The 19679-nt window shown below is 45.6% G+C and carries 12 protein-coding genes and 1 pseudogene; 1 reads left to right on the forward strand and 12 read right to left on the reverse strand.

Annotated features, from left to right (window positions below; translation table 11 throughout):
- Positions 1–141: 141 nt before the first annotated feature.
- From ACINWC323_RS17955 to ACINWC323_RS17900, 12 genes and pseudogenes are all read right to left on the reverse strand, one after another.
- The gene (locus ACINWC323_RS17955) at positions 142–1032 is read right to left on the reverse strand and encodes a metal-dependent hydrolase (RefSeq protein ID WP_009506569.1); all 891 of its coding nucleotides are present in this window, start codon (positions 1030–1032) and stop codon (positions 142–144) included.
- A gap of 114 nt (positions 1033–1146) precedes the next feature.
- Positions 1147–2556 (reverse strand): MFS transporter, encoded by a 1410-nt coding sequence (locus ACINWC323_RS17950; protein WP_009506702.1) that lies wholly within the window; start codon positions 2554–2556, stop codon positions 1147–1149.
- A gap of 199 nt (positions 2557–2755) precedes the next feature.
- Entirely contained in the window at positions 2756–4177 is a 1422-nt protein-coding gene (locus ACINWC323_RS17945; protein WP_009506662.1) for a glutamate synthase small subunit GltD family protein, read from the reverse strand.
- A gap of 71 nt (positions 4178–4248) precedes the next feature.
- Positions 4249–8730, reverse strand: coding sequence for a glutamate synthase large subunit (gltB, locus tag ACINWC323_RS17940; RefSeq protein ID WP_171062151.1), 4482 nt, complete (start codon positions 8728–8730; stop codon positions 4249–4251).
- A 461-nt stretch (positions 8731–9191) separates the two neighbouring features.
- Positions 9192–10049, reverse strand: a complete 858-nt coding sequence (locus ACINWC323_RS17935) for a hypothetical protein (protein ID WP_009506628.1) — start codon at positions 10047–10049, stop codon at positions 9192–9194.
- 19 nt (positions 10050–10068) lie between these two features.
- On the reverse strand, positions 10069–11151 hold the full coding sequence (gene aroB, locus ACINWC323_RS17930; protein WP_009506640.1) for a 3-dehydroquinate synthase: 1083 nt from the start codon (positions 11149–11151) through the stop codon (positions 10069–10071).
- A gap of 19 nt (positions 11152–11170) precedes the next feature.
- Entirely contained in the window at positions 11171–11740 is a 570-nt protein-coding gene (gene aroK, locus ACINWC323_RS17925) for a shikimate kinase AroK (protein WP_104021896.1), read from the reverse strand.
- 10 nt (positions 11741–11750) lie between these two features.
- Positions 11751–13883: pseudogene (locus ACINWC323_RS17920) on the reverse strand (type IV pilus secretin PilQ).
- Between the two features lie 61 nt (positions 13884–13944).
- Positions 13945–14472 (reverse strand): pilus assembly protein PilP, encoded by a 528-nt coding sequence (locus ACINWC323_RS17915; RefSeq protein ID WP_005227658.1) that lies wholly within the window; start codon positions 14470–14472, stop codon positions 13945–13947.
- Positions 14473–14475: 3 nt separating this feature from the next.
- Entirely contained in the window at positions 14476–15195 is a 720-nt protein-coding gene (locus ACINWC323_RS17910; RefSeq protein ID WP_009506583.1) for a type IV pilus inner membrane component PilO, read from the reverse strand.
- Positions 15192–15848, reverse strand: a complete 657-nt coding sequence (locus ACINWC323_RS17905; RefSeq protein WP_009506658.1) for a PilN domain-containing protein — start codon at positions 15846–15848, stop codon at positions 15192–15194. The genes ACINWC323_RS17910 and ACINWC323_RS17905 overlap by 4 nt, the downstream gene beginning before the upstream one ends.
- Positions 15848–16906: a pilus assembly protein PilM gene (locus ACINWC323_RS17900; protein WP_005227665.1), complete on the reverse strand. Its 1059-nt coding sequence runs from the start codon at positions 16904–16906 to the stop codon at positions 15848–15850. Before ACINWC323_RS17900 ends, ACINWC323_RS17905 begins: the two co-directional genes overlap by 1 nt.
- A gap of 163 nt (positions 16907–17069) precedes the next feature.
- Here ACINWC323_RS17900 and ponA point away from each other — a divergent pair, with 163 nt between their 5' ends.
- Complete coding sequence (gene ponA / locus ACINWC323_RS17895) at positions 17070–19664, forward strand: penicillin-binding protein PBP1a (protein WP_081401837.1); 2595 nt, start codon at positions 17070–17072, stop codon at positions 19662–19664.
- Positions 19665–19679 lie beyond the last annotated feature (15 nt).

Below are 19679 nucleotides of genomic sequence, written 5' to 3' on the forward strand. Positions count from 1 at the left end.
TTACTTCATTGTAATGGGATTTTTTTGCCTGCTGTGTAACATTTATTAAAGTTGATGAATGAGACTGTTTAAATAAAAAAGGCATTACTCAAGCCTGTTGATGTAATGCCGCGCTAAGCAAACTTTATTTTAAGAGAGAATTTAACTATACAACTGGGGTGTGGCGCCCTCCTGAAAGCTGACCATGTCATACTCATCCGCCATACGTGCTTTCCAGTAGTTGACCAACTGCGTGTAATCATGTTTTGCCGGATGAAAATCCGCCTGATAATAGGACAAATATTCTGGAATCAGCTGGATTAACATTTTCGCCAGTAAATAGGTCCCGAACAGATTACCCCCCAGTTTAGGCAGGCTTTTCCATTTGTCCTGCCAGATCAGCCGCGACGTGGCGTAAAAAGTCAGGCTGGCAAAACCTGTGGTTACGCTACGCATCAATAGACGGCGGATACGGTCATCACCATAGACTTGCTGATAGACATCGAAAGCTACCGAACGATGCTCAATTTCCTCAATCGCATGCCATACCCACAATTTCATGGCATCCTCATCCAGGGTACTTAAAATTTCTGGATGTTTCAGAATATAACCGCCCAGCATGGCAGTAAAATGTTCAAAGGCACAGGTCAAGGCCAGCTGTAATTTAGGATGAATATTACGAAGCAGCTCATCGCGTTTTGCCAGCCACGCCTGAAAACGGTCTAGATTATAGTCATCGCGTCGCCATGCATCATTAAATTCGGTATGGGCCTTGGAATGCATTGCTTCTTGCCCGATAAAAGCCGCAATTTGTGCCTGTAATTGGGGATCTTTTACTTTGTCGCGAACATTGCGGACACTATTGACAAAATACTGCTCGCCAATCGGGAAAGTGGAAGACAGTGCGGTCAGCAGATGCGACATCACTGGTGAATTGGCAAAATAATGACGTTTGATTTTTTCTGGGTTAAATTGCAGACGACGTACAGTAATCCCCAATGCCTTGGGACGATTTAAATAGCTTTTTCCTACATTCGCATTTGCAAGTGCCATCGCGATTACCTTGTTCATTTTATAGTCCGTCTTCGAGTATTGCGCTGTAAAAAACTCTAGGACAGGGCAAAAAAGCTTAGAAGATTTGCCAAAACTACCAAAATGATGACTGGTCTATGACGATGAAACAGGTCCGCCACATTCTTCTGGTTTAATTTTTCTCAAGCTCAGCATGCCTATAATAAACAGTCCCCCCATGATGGTGACCACACTGTGAAAGGCCAATAACTGGGCTTGAGCCATAGAATAATGCAAGCTTGTCACTGCCCATTCGATCATAAACGCAGTCAGCGTACCCAATACTGCAATACCGAAAGTTAGACCTAGTTGTCTGAGCATATTTAAAATTGCCGCAGCAAAACTGGCATCTGCCTGCGATACCGCATGCAAGCTCAAGGTACTGGAACTGGGGACAATCAAGCCAATACCTGCTCCCAGCATGCAGCTTAAACCTATAAATAACAGATAAGAAGCGTTACTCTGGAAACTGATCATTGCGATCAAGGCGATACCCGAAATGAACAACCCCAATTTGAGTAAGGGCAATACGCCATAACTTTGCTGTAAGCGACCAAAGCCAATAGAAACCACCGCTTGCATCAGAAATTGCGGGGCGATCAACCAACCGGCCTGAGCCGCGCTTAAATGCACCTGCTCCTGATAAAACAGGGCAAAAACAAATAAGGAACTATAACCTGCAAATCCCAACAGAAAGGAGATCAGATTAAAACGTAAAAAAATACGGTTATGGAATAAATGACGTGGAATGAGCGGATGCGAAGCCTTGTTCTGATGTCGTATAAAAATCAGCGCAAACACCATCGAAAGCAGGAAACTAAACACAATCAGATAGCCAATATGTACTTGCTGTACCATGATGATGCTATAGGTTAAGCTGGCAATTGCAACTACACTATAAATCAGTCCTAAATAGTCAAACCTAATGCTTTGCTGCTGCTCATCGGCAACAATACCTTTCCAGCCTAAAAACAATGCCAACAATCCAACCGGAAGATTTAACCAGAAAATACTTTGCCAGCCCAGATAATGCACCATGAGGCCGCCCATCAAGGGCCCAACAATCAAGGCAAAGGCACTGAATGAACTCCAGTTGCCAATTTCCCGTGCCTTGCGATCAACTTGGGTAAAATGATGTACGATGATCGCCAAAGTCAGGGGAATCAGCATCGCTCCTGCAATGCCCTGAATTACGCGCCCCACGATCAATACGTTAAAAGCAGGTGCTGCCGCACAAATCACCGAGCCGAAAATAAAAATCACGACACCAGCCAACCACAAGCGTTTACGTCCTAGCCACTGGCTTAAAGCTCCCACCGCGAGCATCAAGCTCGACATGCTCAAAGCATAACTATCAATCACCCATTGTAAATCGGCAAGCTGGCTATTGAACTGTGTCTGGATTGCAGCTAAAGCCAGATTGACACTGCTCAAATCAACCAGGCAGAGAAAAGTACTGGTATACAGTGCGGCAATTAACAGCCTGTCATTGAGTTTTGGTGTCATTATTTTATCCACCTTAAAATGAGAATTATTATCATTTAAAGAGTAGCAATTTATTGCGCTTTTATTCAAGTCTTTTCATTATTCTGCTTATTGCATAGATGCTGACTATCCATCGCTTTTATCCAGATCCTTTAATTCATATAGAAAAATGCCCAAGCATGAGGCTTGGGCATTTAAAAATTAAATACTGAAAAAGAGCTTACACGCCAAGATAATCCAGAATACCTTCCGCTGCCTGACGGCCTTCCCAGATCGCAGTCACAACCAGATCAGAACCACGTACCATATCGCCACCGGCAAAGATTTTTGGATTCGAAGTCTGGAACTTGAACTCTTGTTGTTCCGCTGCAACCACTCGGCCTGAACCATCTAGACTTACATTGGCGCCACCAAACCAGTCTGCAGGACTTGGGCGGAAACCAAAGGCAAGCAACACTGCATCTGCAGGCAAGATTTCTTCAGAACCAGGAACAGGCTCAGGGCTGCGACGACCACGGCTATCAGGCTCGCCCATTTGCGTAGTCACGACTTTAACGCCAGTCACTTTACCGTTTTCACCGACAATCTCAATCGGTTGGCGGTTGAACAGGAATTTAACACCTTCTTCATAGGCATTCTTCACTTCACGTGCAGAACCCGGCATGTTGCTTTCGTCACGACGATATGCACAGGTCACATCATGCGCGCCTTGGCGTAATGAGGTACGATTACAGTCCATCGCAGTATCACCGCCACCCAGTACGATGACTTTCTTGCCATCGACACTGATGTATTCGCTTGGATCTTTTTCCCAGCCTTGGCAACGATTGACATTGGCAATCAGGAAGTCTAAGGCATCGTAAACACCATTCAGATCTTCACCCGGGAAACCACCTTTCATATAAGTATAGGTTCCCATGCCCATGAACACTGCATCGTATTCAGTCAGCAATTGTTCAATAGTGACATCAACGCCAATCTCGGTATTTAAACGGAACTCAATGCCCATACCGGTAAAGATTTCGCGACGACGTTTCATCACATCTTTTTCCATTTTAAATTCTGGAATACCAAATGTGAGCAGACCGCCAATTTCTGGACGTTTATCAAACACCACTGGCTTTACGCCACCACGCGCCAGAATATCCGCACAGCCTAAGCCAGCTGGGCCTGCACCAATGATCGCGACTTTTTTATTGGTCCACTTAACGCCAGACATGTCTGGACGCCAGCCCAAAGCGAAAGCGGTATCATTAATATATTTTTCAGCATTACCAATGGTCACTGCACCAAAACCATCGTTTAAGGTACAGGCACCTTCACACAAACGGTCTTGCGGGCATACACGACCACAGACTTCTGGCAAGGTGTTGGTTTGATGGCACAGTTCAGCGGCCTGAAAAATCTGGCCTTCTGCAATCAGTTTTAACCAGTTTGGAATGTAGTTATGTACCGGACATTTCCATTCACAATAGGGGTTACCACAACCTAAACAGCGATGGGTCTGATTGGCAGCCACTTCCGCAGTAAAAGGTTTATAAATTTCCACAAACTCTGCCTTGCGGACAGTAATATCTTTTTTCTCTGGATCTTGGCGTGCTACATCCAGAAATTGAAAGTCATTATTAAGGCGCTCTGCCATGTCTCTCTCCGTGGGTAGGCGCAGCGATGTCCCTCATCTCTGCACCTGCCTATGTCTATGCAGTCGTGGAATTATTGTGGATCGGCTTGGGTGGTTTTCAAAAGCGTCTGTAAATTAGCAGCTTTTGGTTTCACCAGCCAGAACTTACGACTATAGAAGTCGAACTCATTACGGATCTTGTAAGCCCATGCACTTCCCGTTTCCTGAATGTGCTCATCCAGAATACGCAGTAGGTTTTCTTTATGGTCTTCCATCGCCTCTGTCGAGATACGATTGAGATCAATCAGTTCGTGGTTATAGTAGTCAACAAAGTCATTATCAAGATCAAGGACATACGCAAAACCACCGGTCATACCTGCACCGAAGTTATGGCCCACTTTACCTAATACGGTTACCACACCACCGGTCATGTATTCACAACAGTGGTCGCCCGCACCTTCAATCACGGCAAATGCGCCTGAGTTACGCACCGCGAAACGCTCACCGGCAGTTCCCGCAGCAAAGACTTTACCGCCAGTCGCACCATATAAGCAGGTGTTCCCGATAATAGCCGTATTTTGGGTTTGGAACGGCGATCCTTTTGGCGGGAAGATCGAGACACGACCGCCTGCCATACCTTTACCGACATAGTCGTTGGCATCACCTTCAAGCTTGATATGCAGACCACCCGCATTCCATACCCCGAGTGACTGACCCGCAGTACCGATCAGGTTCATGACCACTGGATTGTTTTCCATCCCCAGATTGCCATAACGACGTGCAATCTCACCTGAGATACGCGCACCAATCGAACGGTCACAGTTACCGACAGTGAAGTTGAATGAACCACCTGTACCCGCTTCAATTGCTGGCAACATTTCTGCCACCATTTGCTCAGCCAAGACACCTTTATCAAATGGTGCATTGCCCTGAACCTGGCAATATTGCGCCTTACCTTCAGCAGCAGGATGTGAGGTCAATAAGGCACTGAGATCAAGATGGGCATGTTTGTCTGTTTCACCTGGTAGAACTTCAAGCAAATCAACACGACCAATCAAGTCTTTCAGTGAAGCAACACCCAATGCAGCTAACCATTCACGGGTTTCTTCTGCAATAAACTTGAAGAAGTTAATCAGCATTTCAGGTTCACCAATATAGTGTTCCTGACGTAAATGATCTTGCTGTGTTGCAACACCGGTTGCACAGTTGTTCAGGTGGCAGATACGCAGGTATTTACAACCCAATGCGATCATTGGCGTAGAACCGAAACCGAAGCTTTCCGCACCTAAAATAGCCGCCTTGATCACATCCAGACCGGTTTTCAAACCACCATCGGTTTGTACACGAACCTTGCCACGCAAATCATTAACACGGAGGGCTTGATGCGCTTCGCTTAGCCCCAATTCCCAAGGAGAACCCGCATGGTGAATCGATGAAAGTGGTGATGCCGCTGTACCACCGTCATAACCTGAAATGGTAATGAAGTCGGCATACGCTTTTGCAACACCCGCAGCAATTGTTCCAACACCTGGTTCAGAGACCAGTTTGACTGATACCATCGCTTGAGGATTGACCTGTTTCAAGTCAAAGATCAATTGTGATAAATCTTCAATCGAATAAATATCATGGTGCGGTGGTGGTGAAATCAATGTAACACCAGGTACTGAGTAACGTAAACGTGCAATTAAGCCATTCACTTTACCACCCGGTAACTGACCACCCTCACCCGGTTTTGCACCCTGTGCAACTTTGATCTGTAATACTTCAGCAGACGTTAAGTAAGCTGGCGTTACACCAAAACGACCAGAAGCAATCTGTTTGATTTTCGAGTTACGAATCGTGCCATAACGCGCAGGATCTTCACCGCCCTCACCCGAGTTGGAACGACCACCAATCGTATTCATGGCAATCGCAATTGCTTCATGTGCTTCTGGTGATAATGCACCTAAAGACATACCCGCAGAGTCAAAACGTGGCAGAATCTCTTCAATCGTTTCAACCTGATCAATCGCAATTCCATCTGTGGTTTTTAACTTGAATAAATCACGAATGGTCGCCACTGGACGGTTATTCACCAGTTCTGCATATTCTTTAAAGTCTTGATACTGGCCTGAACGTACCGCTTTATGCAAGGCATTGATCACGTCTGGATTAAACGCATGATACTCTTTACCAAATACGAATTTAAGCAAACCACCTTGATCAATCGGCTTACGGTTCTGCCAAGCCGTGGTTGCCAATTTCTTCTGGTCATTTTCCAGATCGGCAAAGGTTGCACCTTGAATACGGCTTGGCACGCCAAGGAAACATTTATCTACCACTTCAGAAGATAAACCTACCGCTTCAAATAGCTGACCGCCACGATAAGAAGCAACCGTCGAGATGCCCATTTTAGAAAGAACTTTCAGTAAGCCTTTCTCAATCCCTTTACGGAAGTTGGCTTGCGCTTGAATTGGATCACCCAGTAGCTCACCTTTCGCAACCAGATCATTGATCACATCATAGGCCAGATATGGATAAACCGCAGTCGCACCAAAGCCAAGTAATACCGCAAACTGATGGGGATCACGCGCAAAACCGGTTTCAACCATAATGTTCGCGTCAGTACGCAAACCGGTCTTGATCAAATGGTGATGTACCGCACCTGTGGCCAAGGCGGCATTTGCAGGCAAATACCCTTCGCGGAAGTTTTTATCGGTTAATACAATCAGTGTTTTACCATCACGAACCGCCTGTGCCGATTCTTCACAGATACGCTCAATCGCAGCCTGTAAACCTTCAGCTTCTGCATAGTTCAGGTCAATATCCACCACGCCATAGCCTTCGCGATCTTTTTCTACATCACGAAGTTGCTGCATTTTTGAATTAGACAAGACCGGGCTGGAAATGATGATACGGTCCGCATGCTCCGGGCCTTGTTCGAACACATTCTGTTCACGGCCTAAACAGGTTTCCAGTGACATCACGATCGATTCACGGAGTGGATCGATTGGCGGGTTGGTAACCTGAGCAAACTGCTGACGGAAATAGTCAGACACATGGCGCACTTGACGAGACAATACCGCCATTGGGGTATCATCACCCATTGAACCAACCGCTTCCTGACCACTTTCAGCGATCGGGCGTAACAGTTGATCGCGCTCTTCAAATGTCACCATGAACATTTTTTGTGCTGCTTTTAACTTGTCGCCGGTTAAGCCTTGATCGACCAGTTGCTCTTCAAGCTGTGGATTGGCCTGTAGGCGAATCGCATGATCACGCAACCATTCACGGTATGGGCGCATGTTCTTGAGGTGATTGCTGACATCCTTGGTATCCAGCACTTTGCCTGTCAAGGTATCGACAACCAGGATTTGACCCGGACCGACACGGCCTTTAGACACCACATCTTCTGGCTCGTAGCCCCACACCCCGATTTCAGAGGCAAGGGTAATGTAATCATTCTTGGTGATGACCCAACGCGCTGGACGCAAGCCGTTACGATCCAGCATACAGATCGCATGACGACCATCCTGGATCACCAGACCTGCCGGACCATCCCAAGCTTCCATATGCTTCGAGTTAAATTCATAGAAAGCACGTAAGTCAGCATCCAGAGTTTCAACGTTTTGCCATGCAGGTGGAACCAGCATACGTAGCGCACGGAACAGATCCATGCCACCACCGACCAAAATTTCAAGCATGTTATCCAGACTTGACGAATCTGAACCGGTCCGGTTAACGATCGGATTCAGCTCAGTCAGGCCAGGCAATAACGGGTTTTCAAATTTCGGGGTACGTGCCAATGCCCAGTTACGGTTTGCGGTAATGGTATTGATCTCACCATTGTGCGCAAGGTAACGGAAAGGTTGCGCCAAAGGCCAACGTGGCAAGGTGTTGGTCGAGAAACGTTGGTGGAACACCACAATATGCGATTTTAAACGCTCATCAGCCAAGTCGGTATAGAAGTCTGCAATCGCAGCCGGCATCATCAAGCCTTTATAGCTGATCACGGTCGAGCAAAGCGTGGTCACATAGAATGACGGATCGTTTTGTAATTGTTGTTCTGCACGACGACGTGCCAGGAAAAGCTTACGGTTAAACTCAACCTCACTTACCCCCATTGGACAGTTCACAATGACCTGTTCAAATGCAGGCAGAGATTGCAGTGCAATTTCACCGAGGACATCGTTATTGGTCGGAACCACACGCCAAGCCAGTACGCGTAAGCCATCTGACTCGATTTCTTTGGTTAAAATATTTTTGGAATGTTGCGCTAATGCCGGATCTACATTTAAAAATACGGTACCCACAGCAAAAATTTCACTCAGTGTAATATCACTCAGTTTTTTTGCTTCGTCACGGAAAAATTGCTTTGGCATCGCCAATAATAAGCCGCAACCATCTCCCGTCTTGCCATCTGCGGCAATACCACCACGGTGCGTCATGCAACTTAAACTGTGAATCGCGGTTTCTACAAGATGATGACTTGATTCACCCTTCATGTGGGCGATCAGACCAAAACCACAGTTATCCTTAAACTCGTCAGGCTGATATAAACCTTGAGCGGGAGCTACAGTATTAGGCGATGGCATGTGCATAGCGTACCCTTCTTTCAACATGGCTCTTTCGAGCAACAAACATTCAATTCATTTTCTGCGATATTGCCGATCAACTCATTTAAAGTTCAATGCTTCGCGAAAACATTTTTACTGGCGGATTTGCAATATACGCCTTTCTTTTTCAAGACGCAGTGCATTTCGCCATCTAAAGTGTTTTCAGTTATTACACCCTCAAAAAAGTTTGTAAAGCACAAAAACTTTCCATTTCACGAAACTAATGAATCATTTAGTTTCAAAAGGCGCAATGAGCAGACAAATTAGCACCACAAGGATGCAAAAAACATGCCATGTAAAATTAGGTTTACTAAATCATTAAAAAAATTAAAATAACTTTAAGTTATAAGGGGCAAACCACTTGCCCCTTTCTGAAAAGTGCACCAAAAATAATCAGGGTGCTATAAAAAGAATCATGTGTGCACAATTTTAGTGCATCATTAATTAAATGGATCACTGACTTCTCGTTTAGAAGAATCTGAATTTTCTTTTATTTTTTCAGCATTTGCTGGTGCTGGAGGTGCAGATTGGCTTTGTTTGACATTTACCACATTGCCCTGTGCATCACGTTGAGTCACCGTGGTTTTTACTGTGGTTGATGATTCAGCCGTCCGGTTGCTCGTTACTGGTGCTCGATTCATTAACAAGGTTTCATCAACTTTTGGCAATGCTGCAGGTCTGAGCTGAACCGCATAAAGCTGATTGGACGCCGATTTCATTTCATCAGCGCCCAAATCATTGACCAATTCAGCATAGGTCGACAATTGCTGCGCTTTGGGTTTGACCGAATCAGGCAGCGCCAGATTAAGCTGCGCAAATTGACGGGTAGCTTCTTCTGCATTTGAAAAAGCACCATAAGTAAGCACATATTGCTCGACCTGATCTTCGCCGCTGAGACGGAAATACACAAACTTCTTGCGATCTGAACGATTGAGCAAGAAGTTTTTAATAATGGCCTCATCCGAACTGCGGAAAATTTCCACTGTCCACTGACGTTGATGGTCCTTCATATATTTGGTGCCACGAAATTCGGGTGCATGATCATTGGCCACCACTACGCGTGTGGTCAGATCCAAAGGTTTGACTTCATCCGAGAGTGCGCCCAGATGCGCAGTCGCCGCCACTTTTTCCGGTTGAATTTGAACCTGTGCTTCGGTTTCAGCGGGCTGTTGCTCTTTCACCAATGCCTTGGTATCGGTAACGCCCCAGAATATCAACGCAGCAATTAAACAAGCCAGCGCAAAAACCAGCCAGCTATATTGTTGAATATTTTGCCAAATTGATCGTGACACAGCCATGCTTTACCCAAATAATTAATTATGCAGATTGATTCGCAAGAATAGATTGTTTCATTAGCTCAACATCAAAGTCTTTAGTAATGACGGCCTGACCCAAGCTTTTCAATAAAACCAGACGTAACTGACCGTTTAAGACTTTTTTGTCATGCGACATATAAGCCAAGAATTCATCTAATGGAATTTTTGGACATGATATCGGTAAATTGGCACGTTGAATGATATTTTTTGTACGTTGCACCTCTTCGGCTGAAATCCAGCCTAAACGATGAGACAAATCTGCTGCCATCACCATACCGGTCGCCACCGCTTCACCATGTAACCAGGTGCCGTAACCCAGATAAGATTCTATGGCATGGCCAAAGGTATGCCCCAGGTTTAATAAGGCACGCTCGCCCTGCTCTTTTTCGTCATTGGCCACAATCCGCGCTTTATGAGCACATGAACGATAAACCGCTTCTGCCAGTAAATTTGCATCACGTCCGATCAATCCATCCATGTTTTGCTCTAGCCAGACCAGAAAATCGACATCACCCAATAAGGCATATTTAATCACTTCTGATAGTCCCGCAGACAGTTCGCGATCTGGCAACGTCTCCAGTTGCGCCATATCCGCCAGCACCACTTGTGGCTGCTGGAAAGCTCCCAGCATATTTTTACCCAAGGGATGATTAATCCCGGTCTTGCCACCGACACTTGAGTCAACCTGTGACAATAACGTTGTCGGCACCTGCACAAAATAAACGCCACGCTGGAAACAGGCTGAGGCAAAACCAGCCATATCGCCAATCACTCCACCGCCCAATGCCAGTACGGTACAGTCACGGTTAAAACCGGCTTCAAGCAAAGCATCAAAAATAAGATTCAAATGCTGAATATCTTTATATTGCTCACCATCAGGCAGAATGCATTGCGCAACCTGTTTATCCAGCTGAATCAAGGCATCCATATAATGTTGTAAATACAAAGGCGCAACTGTTGAGTTAGACACCAGCATCACTTGTCGACCATGTAAATACGGCTCAAGCAATGTTTTCGGGTCTAAATGACTGCCTACAAATATGGGATAACGACGGTCACCCAACTCAACATGTAACGTTTGCATAATAACAACCAACCAGCGATTACTTAACTTGTTTAGATAAAATGACGTGCAAGATACGTTGTGCCAAATCCCGTGCCGCACCTTGATTTGTTTCAATGACGTAATGTGCGACTTCGCGATATAAAGGATCACGCAGGGCCAATAAGTCACGTAGTTTTTGCTCTGGATTTTCGACTTGTAAGAGAGGACGATTTTTATCACGATAGGTGCGCTGTAGCTGTAGCTCTACAGGCGTATAAAGATAGACAACGATACCACGCTGTTTGAGAAATTCACGGTTTTTGACTTGGGTGACTGCGCCACCGCCTGTGGCCAATACCAATAATGGACGAGAGGTTAAGTCATTCAATACATTGGTTTCGCGTAACCGAAATCCGACTTCCCCTTCTTTTTCAAAAATCCATGGAATTGTGGCACCTGTTTTACGTTCGATTTCATGATCGCTATCAATAAAATCACGGCCTAGCAATTCTGCTAAATGCCGGCCAACTGTTGTTTTTCCTGCCCCCATTGGCCCTACCAAATAGATATTTGGTAGGGTTTCAAACGCTTTGCTTGGCAACGCGCCACCTATATGAATTGCGATTATTGAAAATATATTAATGATTTCTGGTCAAAGTGTCATTAACAATTCTCGGCGTAATAAAAATAAGCAGTTCACGTTTATTGTCTGTTTTCAGGTCACGGCGGAATAAACGTCCGACATAAGGCAAGTCACCGAGGAACGGCACTTTGACCTGAGAACTGATATTTTCCTGCTCAAAAATACCGCCAAGCACCACGGTTTCACCATTATCCACCAATACATTGGTATCGATCTGGTTTTTATTGATAGTGAGCTAACCTGTCGGGGTCGGGGTACTTTGCGAGTCTTTGGTAATGTTCAGTTTCATCATCACCTTACCGTCTGGGGTAATGCTTGGTGTTACATCCAGACTTAAAGTCGCGTCAATAAATTCTGTTTTAGGCACCGCATTCGCACCACCGCCAGAAGAGGAGGTATACGGAATTTTCTTACCTGATTCAATTTTGGCTGCCTGCTTGTCTGCGGTCATGACTTTCGGTGTCGAAATCACTTCACCATAACCATCGGCCTGTACTGCTGAAAGTTCCAGATCCAGCATAAAGTCAGAAAGACTGATCAAACCAAAGGCAATACGGCTTGCACCAGGGGTAACTGCGCCCAAGTCGACATTCAGATTATCCGGGCGTTCAATTTCATATTTCCAGCCCCCTGTATCACTATCTTTCTCAGGCTTTCTTAAGTTCCATAGGGTTGTATCGCTACCACCGACTAACAGGTCATTATTTTTGGTGATCCCCTGCGACAGGATGCCCCATTTCACCCCCATCTCTTTGGTGAAATCGGTACTGGCACTGACAATACGTGCTTCAATCATCACCTGTTTCACCGACACATCCAGTAGGTCAACCATCTTACGGATCTGATCAATCTTCTGTGAAGTATCATTCACAATTAAAGTATTGGTTCGCGGATCAATCGAGATAGTTCCGCGTGGACTTAACAAGCCACCCGCCAAAGTATCATTGCTGATTGAGCCGGAAGAATTACCATTCCCTGTACTCGCATTTTTGCCTTGAGTAATCAATTTTTCAATATCGGCTGCTTTTGCATAGCTTAAGGTAATATACTCGGTTTGCAGTGGCGCCAGTTTCACGCTTTGCGCCTGCGCTTTGGCTTCTTCTTCCTCTGCCTTAATCAATTCTGAAACCGGTGCAATCCAGATCACATTGCCATTACGACGCTTGTCCAGATTCTTGGTTTTCAGAACAATATCCAGAGCCTGATCCCATGGCACATCTTTAAGACGTAAGGTGATGTTGCCCTGTACTGTATCTGCCGCCACCATATTGATACCGGTAAAGTCAGCCAGCAACTGCAAGACACGACGTACTTCAATATCCTGGAAATCTAGAGAAATCTTATTGCCAGTATAGGTTTGAGTCTTGGCCTTGGTTGGCGATTTATCTTCAGGACGCTTTAAACTGATAGTCAGTTTATTCTCTGCCTGATAGGCCATATATTCATAGCTACCTGCAGACTGAATCGTTACCACGCCATTACCTTTATCGTTATAGGCATCGATACTGGCAACAGGTGTTGCAAAGTCATTGGTATTTAAACGACGCGCCAGATGGGTCGGGATTTTATTGCCCATGGTCCGCACAACAATCTTACTGCCTTGCTGTTGCACATCGACCGGCGTGTTATTGCCAAGCAAATCAATCACTACCAGACCTTCACCCTGATTGCCACGCTGGAAACCAATATTGGAAATCCCTTGTTGAACCTGACGAACAGCAGCGACCGGCGTTGCCATAGCAGGTTTGGCTGAATTGATTTTCAGTACAAAAGTATTGCCTTCAACACGGGTGGTAAAAGCGCCTGCATCTTTTAAATTTACAATCACGCGGGAACGCTGATCATCAGCCGCGACTTCCACAGAGCTTGCTTCATTGGTAGATACAGGAATAGAGGTCTGTTTTAAATTCTGTTGTGCCTTATCAAAATCCAGAATCAAGCGAGCAGGCTGTTCCAGCTGATAAGCTTGTGGCTGCGGCGGTAACCCGTTAAACATGACACGGATCTCGGTCCCTTGTTCAGCCAAATTCATCGGCACAATGTTGGTCATGCTGACTTGTGCCGAAGCCACCTGCATCACTGCAAGCGTAATCGCAGCCATAGAAAATTGACGGAATGCATGATTCATGGTCTTCGCTTCCCCAAATAAAGAATCTTTAAACTGTTTTTTCATTGTTATTCCTTTAATCTTATGGTGCTGGCCCAATGAGAACGAGTGTTCGCGGTCTTTCCACATAACCTTCTCGTCCATCCGGTACGATTTCCACTAAATCTATTTGCGTCGGGCTAATTTTAATGATGCGCCCCTGATTCATCCCCAAATAACTCCCCACTTGTACGCGCTCGATTTGTCCATCCGGCGTTTGAATTAGAGCAATGGTGGCATTGGTTCTACCCCGCATACTGCCCTTCATATTTAAGGATTCGAGGGCATAACTTTCCAGTGGTTGCGGCTGACGGTTGAAGTTCGGATATACACGTTTACCGGCCATAATCTTTAACTCGGCCGCCAAGGAGCTTGGCATAAACGGGCTTTTCAGCTGATGCGCCGAATAGTTAAATAAAGGTACAGGTGTAAATACCGGTGCAGGCTCAATCGGTAAAGGCGGCTGATTGCGAATTTCAGCCATCTTCTGGTTGACTGCATCGATACGCGAATCACATCCAACCAGCCCCAATCCAAGCAACAAGCTCAGTAGTAATTTATAATTATTCATGGCTTATTTTCCTCCTGCAGCAGGTGGATTATTTGTCGCTGCCGCAGCGGCATTGGCCTGATCATCCGCACCTACATAGCGGTAGGTTTTGGCTTTCACGGTATAATTCACCACCGGAATATCCGACTTTTTCTGGGTATCTTCTTTTGCTTCTACGGTAAAGTCATGCAAGGTAACGATACGAGGTAAAGCCGCAATACCGGTAACAAATGCACCAAAGGCATGGTAGTCACCTGTCGCATCGATACTGATCGGTTGCTCAATAAAGAACTCTTGCTTGACTTCATTTTCCAGACGGATATTTTTAAATTTCAGACCTGAATTCACTCCGGTCAGGTTAATATCTTCAACCAGACTTGGAATTTCTGTCTCTTTGGGCAGTTGCTCTAATTGTTGATTAAAGTTCGCTTCCATTTCTTGCAGTTGCGCTTGATATTGCTGCAAGTTACGCAGCTTGGAATCTTTTTCTCTAAACTCGTTGAGCAAACTCTGTTCCTGGGCCTGAGCATTTTCAATCGCTTCGAGCTGAGATTTAATCACCACAAAATAACCCAGCGCCAGCACGGCTAAAAACACAAAAATCCAGCAGGTAATTTTGACAGATAAAGGCCAACTGCCGTAATTGTTCATATCCAGCGTATTAAATTGCTGGAAGAACTGCTCGACCGTCATTTTCTTTTTCTTGACCGCAACGCTGTCTTGATTCAATTCATCTTGGTTCATTTCGCGGCCCCCACTGCTACTACCCCTGATGCTGCCTGTTCTGATGCGGGTGCAGCTTCAACCGTTGTACCAATTTCACCCAAATCGACAGTGACAATAAAACTGCCATAATTTTCCTCAACCCGAGGAACCAGCGAACTTGCTGCTTTATCTTTGTTTTTATCTTCATCCACTGCCAGGAATGAATTCATGAAGGCATTGCGATACCATGGTGAAGCTTCCAGGTTACGCAACAGCTCAGCCACGGTATTCGGGCTTTCTGCTTTTCCTTCAATGGTGAATTTATCACCGGTGCGTGTGAACTTGGTTAAATACATGGTCGGTGGTGTGACCCGGACCAGCTCATCCACCAGACGTACGGTAACCGGACGCTGTCCTTGTAAACCCTGAATCAGCTTCATACGCTCGATAATCGCATTACGGCGTTCTTGCAAGCCATCCAGTGCTTTCAGTTGAGTATCCAGATTCTGGTTGGTACTCACAATCAGCTGATTGGCCTGTTCCTGATCACTGAGTTTATGATCAAAATACATCCAGCCTGAGAAGACCGAAGCAACCCCTAATGCAGCAACCCCAACACAAAAAGCGACAAACTGTTTCTTTCGTTGTTCTCTTAGCTCATCACGCCAAGGGAGTAAGTTAATCTTTGCCATTAATCAAAACTCCTCATTGCCAAACCGCATGCCACCATTAATGAAGAGGCATCATTTTCAATTTTTTTAATATCAATTTGGGGAGAAAAACCCATTTGTAAAAATGGATTGGCAATGGTCACCCGATAACCGAGCTTTTGTTGTAACAGCTTGGCCAGACCAGGAATATTGGCATTCCCGCCAGCAAGCAGAATATGATCAATCTCATTAAACTGAGAGGATGAAAAGAAGAACTGCAGTGAACGTGCCGCTTGCTGAACAACGGCATCAAGGAAAGGCTCAAGCACCTCGGTATCATAATCGTCTGGCAGGGTTCTTTCTTTTTTTGCACGACCGGCTTCTTCAAAAGACAAGCCATAGCGACTTTGTACATCCTGAGTCAGTTGACGACCACCAAAGACCTGCTCACGGGTATAGATAATTTTGCCTTTCTGCATTACAGACAGCGTGGTCATGGTATGCCCGATATCCAGAATACCCACGGTATTGGCACCCATCGGCAAGGTATCGGCAAAGACACTGAAAGCACGCTCCATGGCGTAACTTTCCACTTCTGCAATTTTCGCGGTGAGGCCAGCCAGTTCAAGCACTTCGACGCGCGTGTCTACATTTTCTGTCCGTGTTGCCACGAGCAGGACGTTTACCCGGTTTGGATTGGCCAAACGATCCGGTAAAACTTCAAAATCCAGACTCACTTCATCTAATGGGAACGGAATGTATTGCTCAGCGTCCATACGGATCTGAACTTCACGTTCTTCATCCGACATGTCAGCATCCATTTCTATGATCTTGTTAATGACCATAGATGTCGGCACTGCGATTGCAACATTGGTGGTGTGAGGATTGGCAAGGTTCACCACTCTCTCTAACGCATCCCCCACCGCCTCTGGGTTCAGAATGCTTTTTTCCACTACACTGTTTTCAGGTAATGGCATCACCGCATAACTTTCAACCCAATATCTACCGTTCTTTACAGAGAGCTCCAATAACTTAACAGTTGTCGAACTAATATCGACACCCACTAACCCCTTATTTGGTTTACGATATAACCTGAGCACAGTACTTTCCTATTTATTTTTTTATCCCCAAAAATACAACATACTAATTTTGTTTTGGTCTTTAATTGATACGGATACAATAACTCATCTAACAATCCGCATGTCTAAAGGATATACTGACCACAATTAGTTTGCCATTCGCTCTTATTAAAACTTACTTATTATGAAAAAGCTATCCAGTTCTGGTATTGTTCGCCCATTTTTTTTGATCATTATTATTATCTTAGTCTCACTTCCAATGGGATTTTATGGCATGTATCTCTATCTCGCGCCATCATTGCCAGATATGAGTTCATTAAAAAAAGCGCCTTTATTAAAACCATTGCAGGTCTATACGGCTGATAATAAGTTGATTGCGGAATACGGCGGAAAACTCTCCATTCCTGTTAAGTATGAACAGATTCCTCCAACCTTCATTCATGGTTTTCTTGCAGCAGAAGACTCCTCATTTTTTGAGCATAGCGGCATCAGTTTTAAAGGCTTGGGGCGAGCTTTAACTGAATCTGTTACGGGCTCGGATGTGCAGACTGGCGGCTCAACCATTACCATGCAGGTTGCGAAAAACTATTATTTAAGTCCGGACCGTACGCTTAGACGTAAACTGACGGAAGTGTTTCTGGCACGAAAAATCGAACAGAACTTGACCAAGCAGGAAATCTTGACGGCCTATGTCAATAAAATTTTCCTGGGTAAAAATGCCTATGGTATCGCTGCGGCAGCTCGTATCTATTACAACAAAAACCTGAATGAGCTGACCACCGCACAAATGGCCATGATTGCAGGCTTACCGAAAGCACCGTCAAAATATAATCCGGTGGTGAATCCAGACCGTGCGCTCGAGCGCCGTAACTGGATTTTAGGCCGTATGCTACAACTGGGTTATCTCAACCAGAACCAGTATCAGCAAGCGGTTGCCGAGCCGATCAATCTCAACATGGTGGATCGCTCTGTCAGTAACGTTTTTCCCTATGTCGGAGAAATGGTCCGTTCCGAATTAGTTGAGCATTTTGGCGAACAGGCGATTGATTCGGGCTATAAGGTTTATACCACCATTGACAGCAACCGCCAGCGCTATGCAGAACAGGCGATTCAAAACGGACTGGAAGCCTATGACCGTCGTCATGGCTGGCGCGGTCCAGAAGCACATGATAAACCGTTAAAACAGTTCATGGCCTATGCCAACACCTACCCTGCGCAAGTTACCAAAGTGAATAATAATTCCTTTGAAGCCTTGATGCAGGATGGCTCAACCGTAACCGTGAACTGGTCAGGCATGTCTTGGGTGCGTCCATATCGTAATGCCAATAGCGTCGGTGGTGCGCCATCCAATGCTGCACAAATTGTTAAAGTTAAAGATATTGTGCGTTTACGTCCAAATGAAGGCAAAACAGTCTGGGCTTTGACTCAAGTACCTAAAGTACAGGGCCAACTCATTGCCATTAATCCGAATGACGGTGCAATTGAAGCCGTTGTAGGTGGCTATAACTTCTATCAATCGAAATTTAACCGCGCTTTACAGGGTTGGAGACAGCCTGGTTCGACCATTAAACCATTTGTGTATGCATTGGCTTTAGAGCGTGGTATGACCCCATATAGCATGGTCAATGACAGTCCGATTACCATTGGTAAATGGTCACCAAGAAACGCCGATGGACGCTATCTTGGTATGATTCCGTTACGCCGCGCCCTGTATTTGTCACGAAATTCGGTTTCTGTGCGTTTATTACAAAATGTCGGCATCGAGCGTGCCCGCCAACTGTTTATGGATTTTGGTTTACAAGATGACCAGATTCCACGTAACTACACCATTGCCTTAGGTACGCCACAGGTATTACCGATCCAGATGGCAACCGGTTATGCGACCTTTGCCAATGGCGGTTACCGTATCCAGCCACACTTTATCACCCGTATTGAAGATGCGTATGGCAAAGTGATTTATGAAGCCAAGCCTGAATATGCATGTATTCCATGTATTGCCACGGCAAATAACAGTGCGAAGCAAGCAACGGCGGATGCAAGCAAAAAAGATGACGTCAAAGACATTACCAATGAGACACTGGATGATGTCAATGCGGCATCTGATGTTGAACTGACTGCTGCTGATACTGCACAGGCCAGCAAACCAAATGGTGACTACCGTCAGGCGCAACGCATCCTGAAATCAAGCTCGGCCTATGATATGGCCAACATTCTTCGTGATGTAATCCAGCACGGTACTGGACGTGCAGCGATGAAAATCGGCCGTGATGATCTGGGCGGTAAAACAGGGACCACCAATGATGCCAAAGATGCCTGGTTTGCAGGTTTTAACGGTAAGTTAGTTGCTGTGGCTTGGGTGGGCTTTGACCAGCCGCGTACTCTGGGTCGTCGTGAATATGGTGGGGTTGCTGCGCTTCCGATCTGGACTAACTTCATGGGTCAGTCTTTAAAAGACACACCATCAGCATGGGTACGTCTGGATAAAGATGCCAAAGATCCGATTTCGCGCGATAAGTTACAGATCCAGCAAAGCGAAGACAAAAAAGAATATCGTGCTTCGCCACCGCTGGCTCGTCCAATGTATCGCCCAGCACCACCAGCGCCAACGCGTTCAACCGAAAATGACTTTTCTGACTTGCCTGGCACCACACCACCAAGCGTCGGTGAGGAACGTCCAATCACACCTGCGAAGAAGCAGCCACCGGCAATGGGGTCAAACAATCCGACACCTCAAAAAGAGCGTGACGGAATTGAGAATCTGATTAATCAGATTCAATAAGAAAAAAAACAAGCC

The organism is Acinetobacter sp. WC-323 (genome assembly GCF_000314615.1).
GTDB lineage: Bacteria > Pseudomonadota > Gammaproteobacteria > Pseudomonadales > Moraxellaceae > Acinetobacter > Acinetobacter courvalinii.

What these genes read in the sequence shown, in the direction of transcription:
- ACINWC323_RS17950 (WP_009506702.1), bottom strand. Translation starts at nt 2,556, where the DNA reads ATGACACCAAAACTCAATGACAGGCTGTTAATTGCCGCACTGTATACC.
- gltB (WP_171062151.1), bottom strand. Translation starts at nt 8,730, where the DNA reads ATGCCATCGCCTAATACTGTAGCTCCCGCTCAAGGTTTATATCAGCCT.
- ACINWC323_RS17915 (WP_005227658.1), bottom strand. Translation starts at nt 14,472, where the DNA reads ATGAATAATTATAAATTACTACTGAGCTTGTTGCTTGGATTGGGGCTG.
- ponA (WP_081401837.1), top strand. Translation starts at nt 17,070, where the DNA reads ATGAAAAAGCTATCCAGTTCTGGTATTGTTCGCCCATTTTTTTTGATC.
- ACINWC323_RS17955 (WP_009506569.1), bottom strand. Translation starts at nt 1,032, where the DNA reads ATGGCACTTGCAAATGCGAATGTAGGAAAAAGCTATTTAAATCGTCCC.
- ACINWC323_RS17910 (WP_009506583.1), bottom strand. Translation starts at nt 15,195, where the DNA reads ATGAACCAAGATGAATTGAATCAAGACAGCGTTGCGGTCAAGAAAAAG.
- ACINWC323_RS17935 (WP_009506628.1), bottom strand. Translation starts at nt 10,049, where the DNA reads ATGGCTGTGTCACGATCAATTTGGCAAAATATTCAACAATATAGCTGG.
- aroB (WP_009506640.1), bottom strand. Translation starts at nt 11,151, where the DNA reads ATGCAAACGTTACATGTTGAGTTGGGTGACCGTCGTTATCCCATATTT.
- ACINWC323_RS17945 (WP_009506662.1), bottom strand. Translation starts at nt 4,177, where the DNA reads ATGGCAGAGCGCCTTAATAATGACTTTCAATTTCTGGATGTAGCACGC.
- ACINWC323_RS17905 (WP_009506658.1), bottom strand. Translation starts at nt 15,848, where the DNA reads ATGGCAAAGATTAACTTACTCCCTTGGCGTGATGAGCTAAGAGAACAA.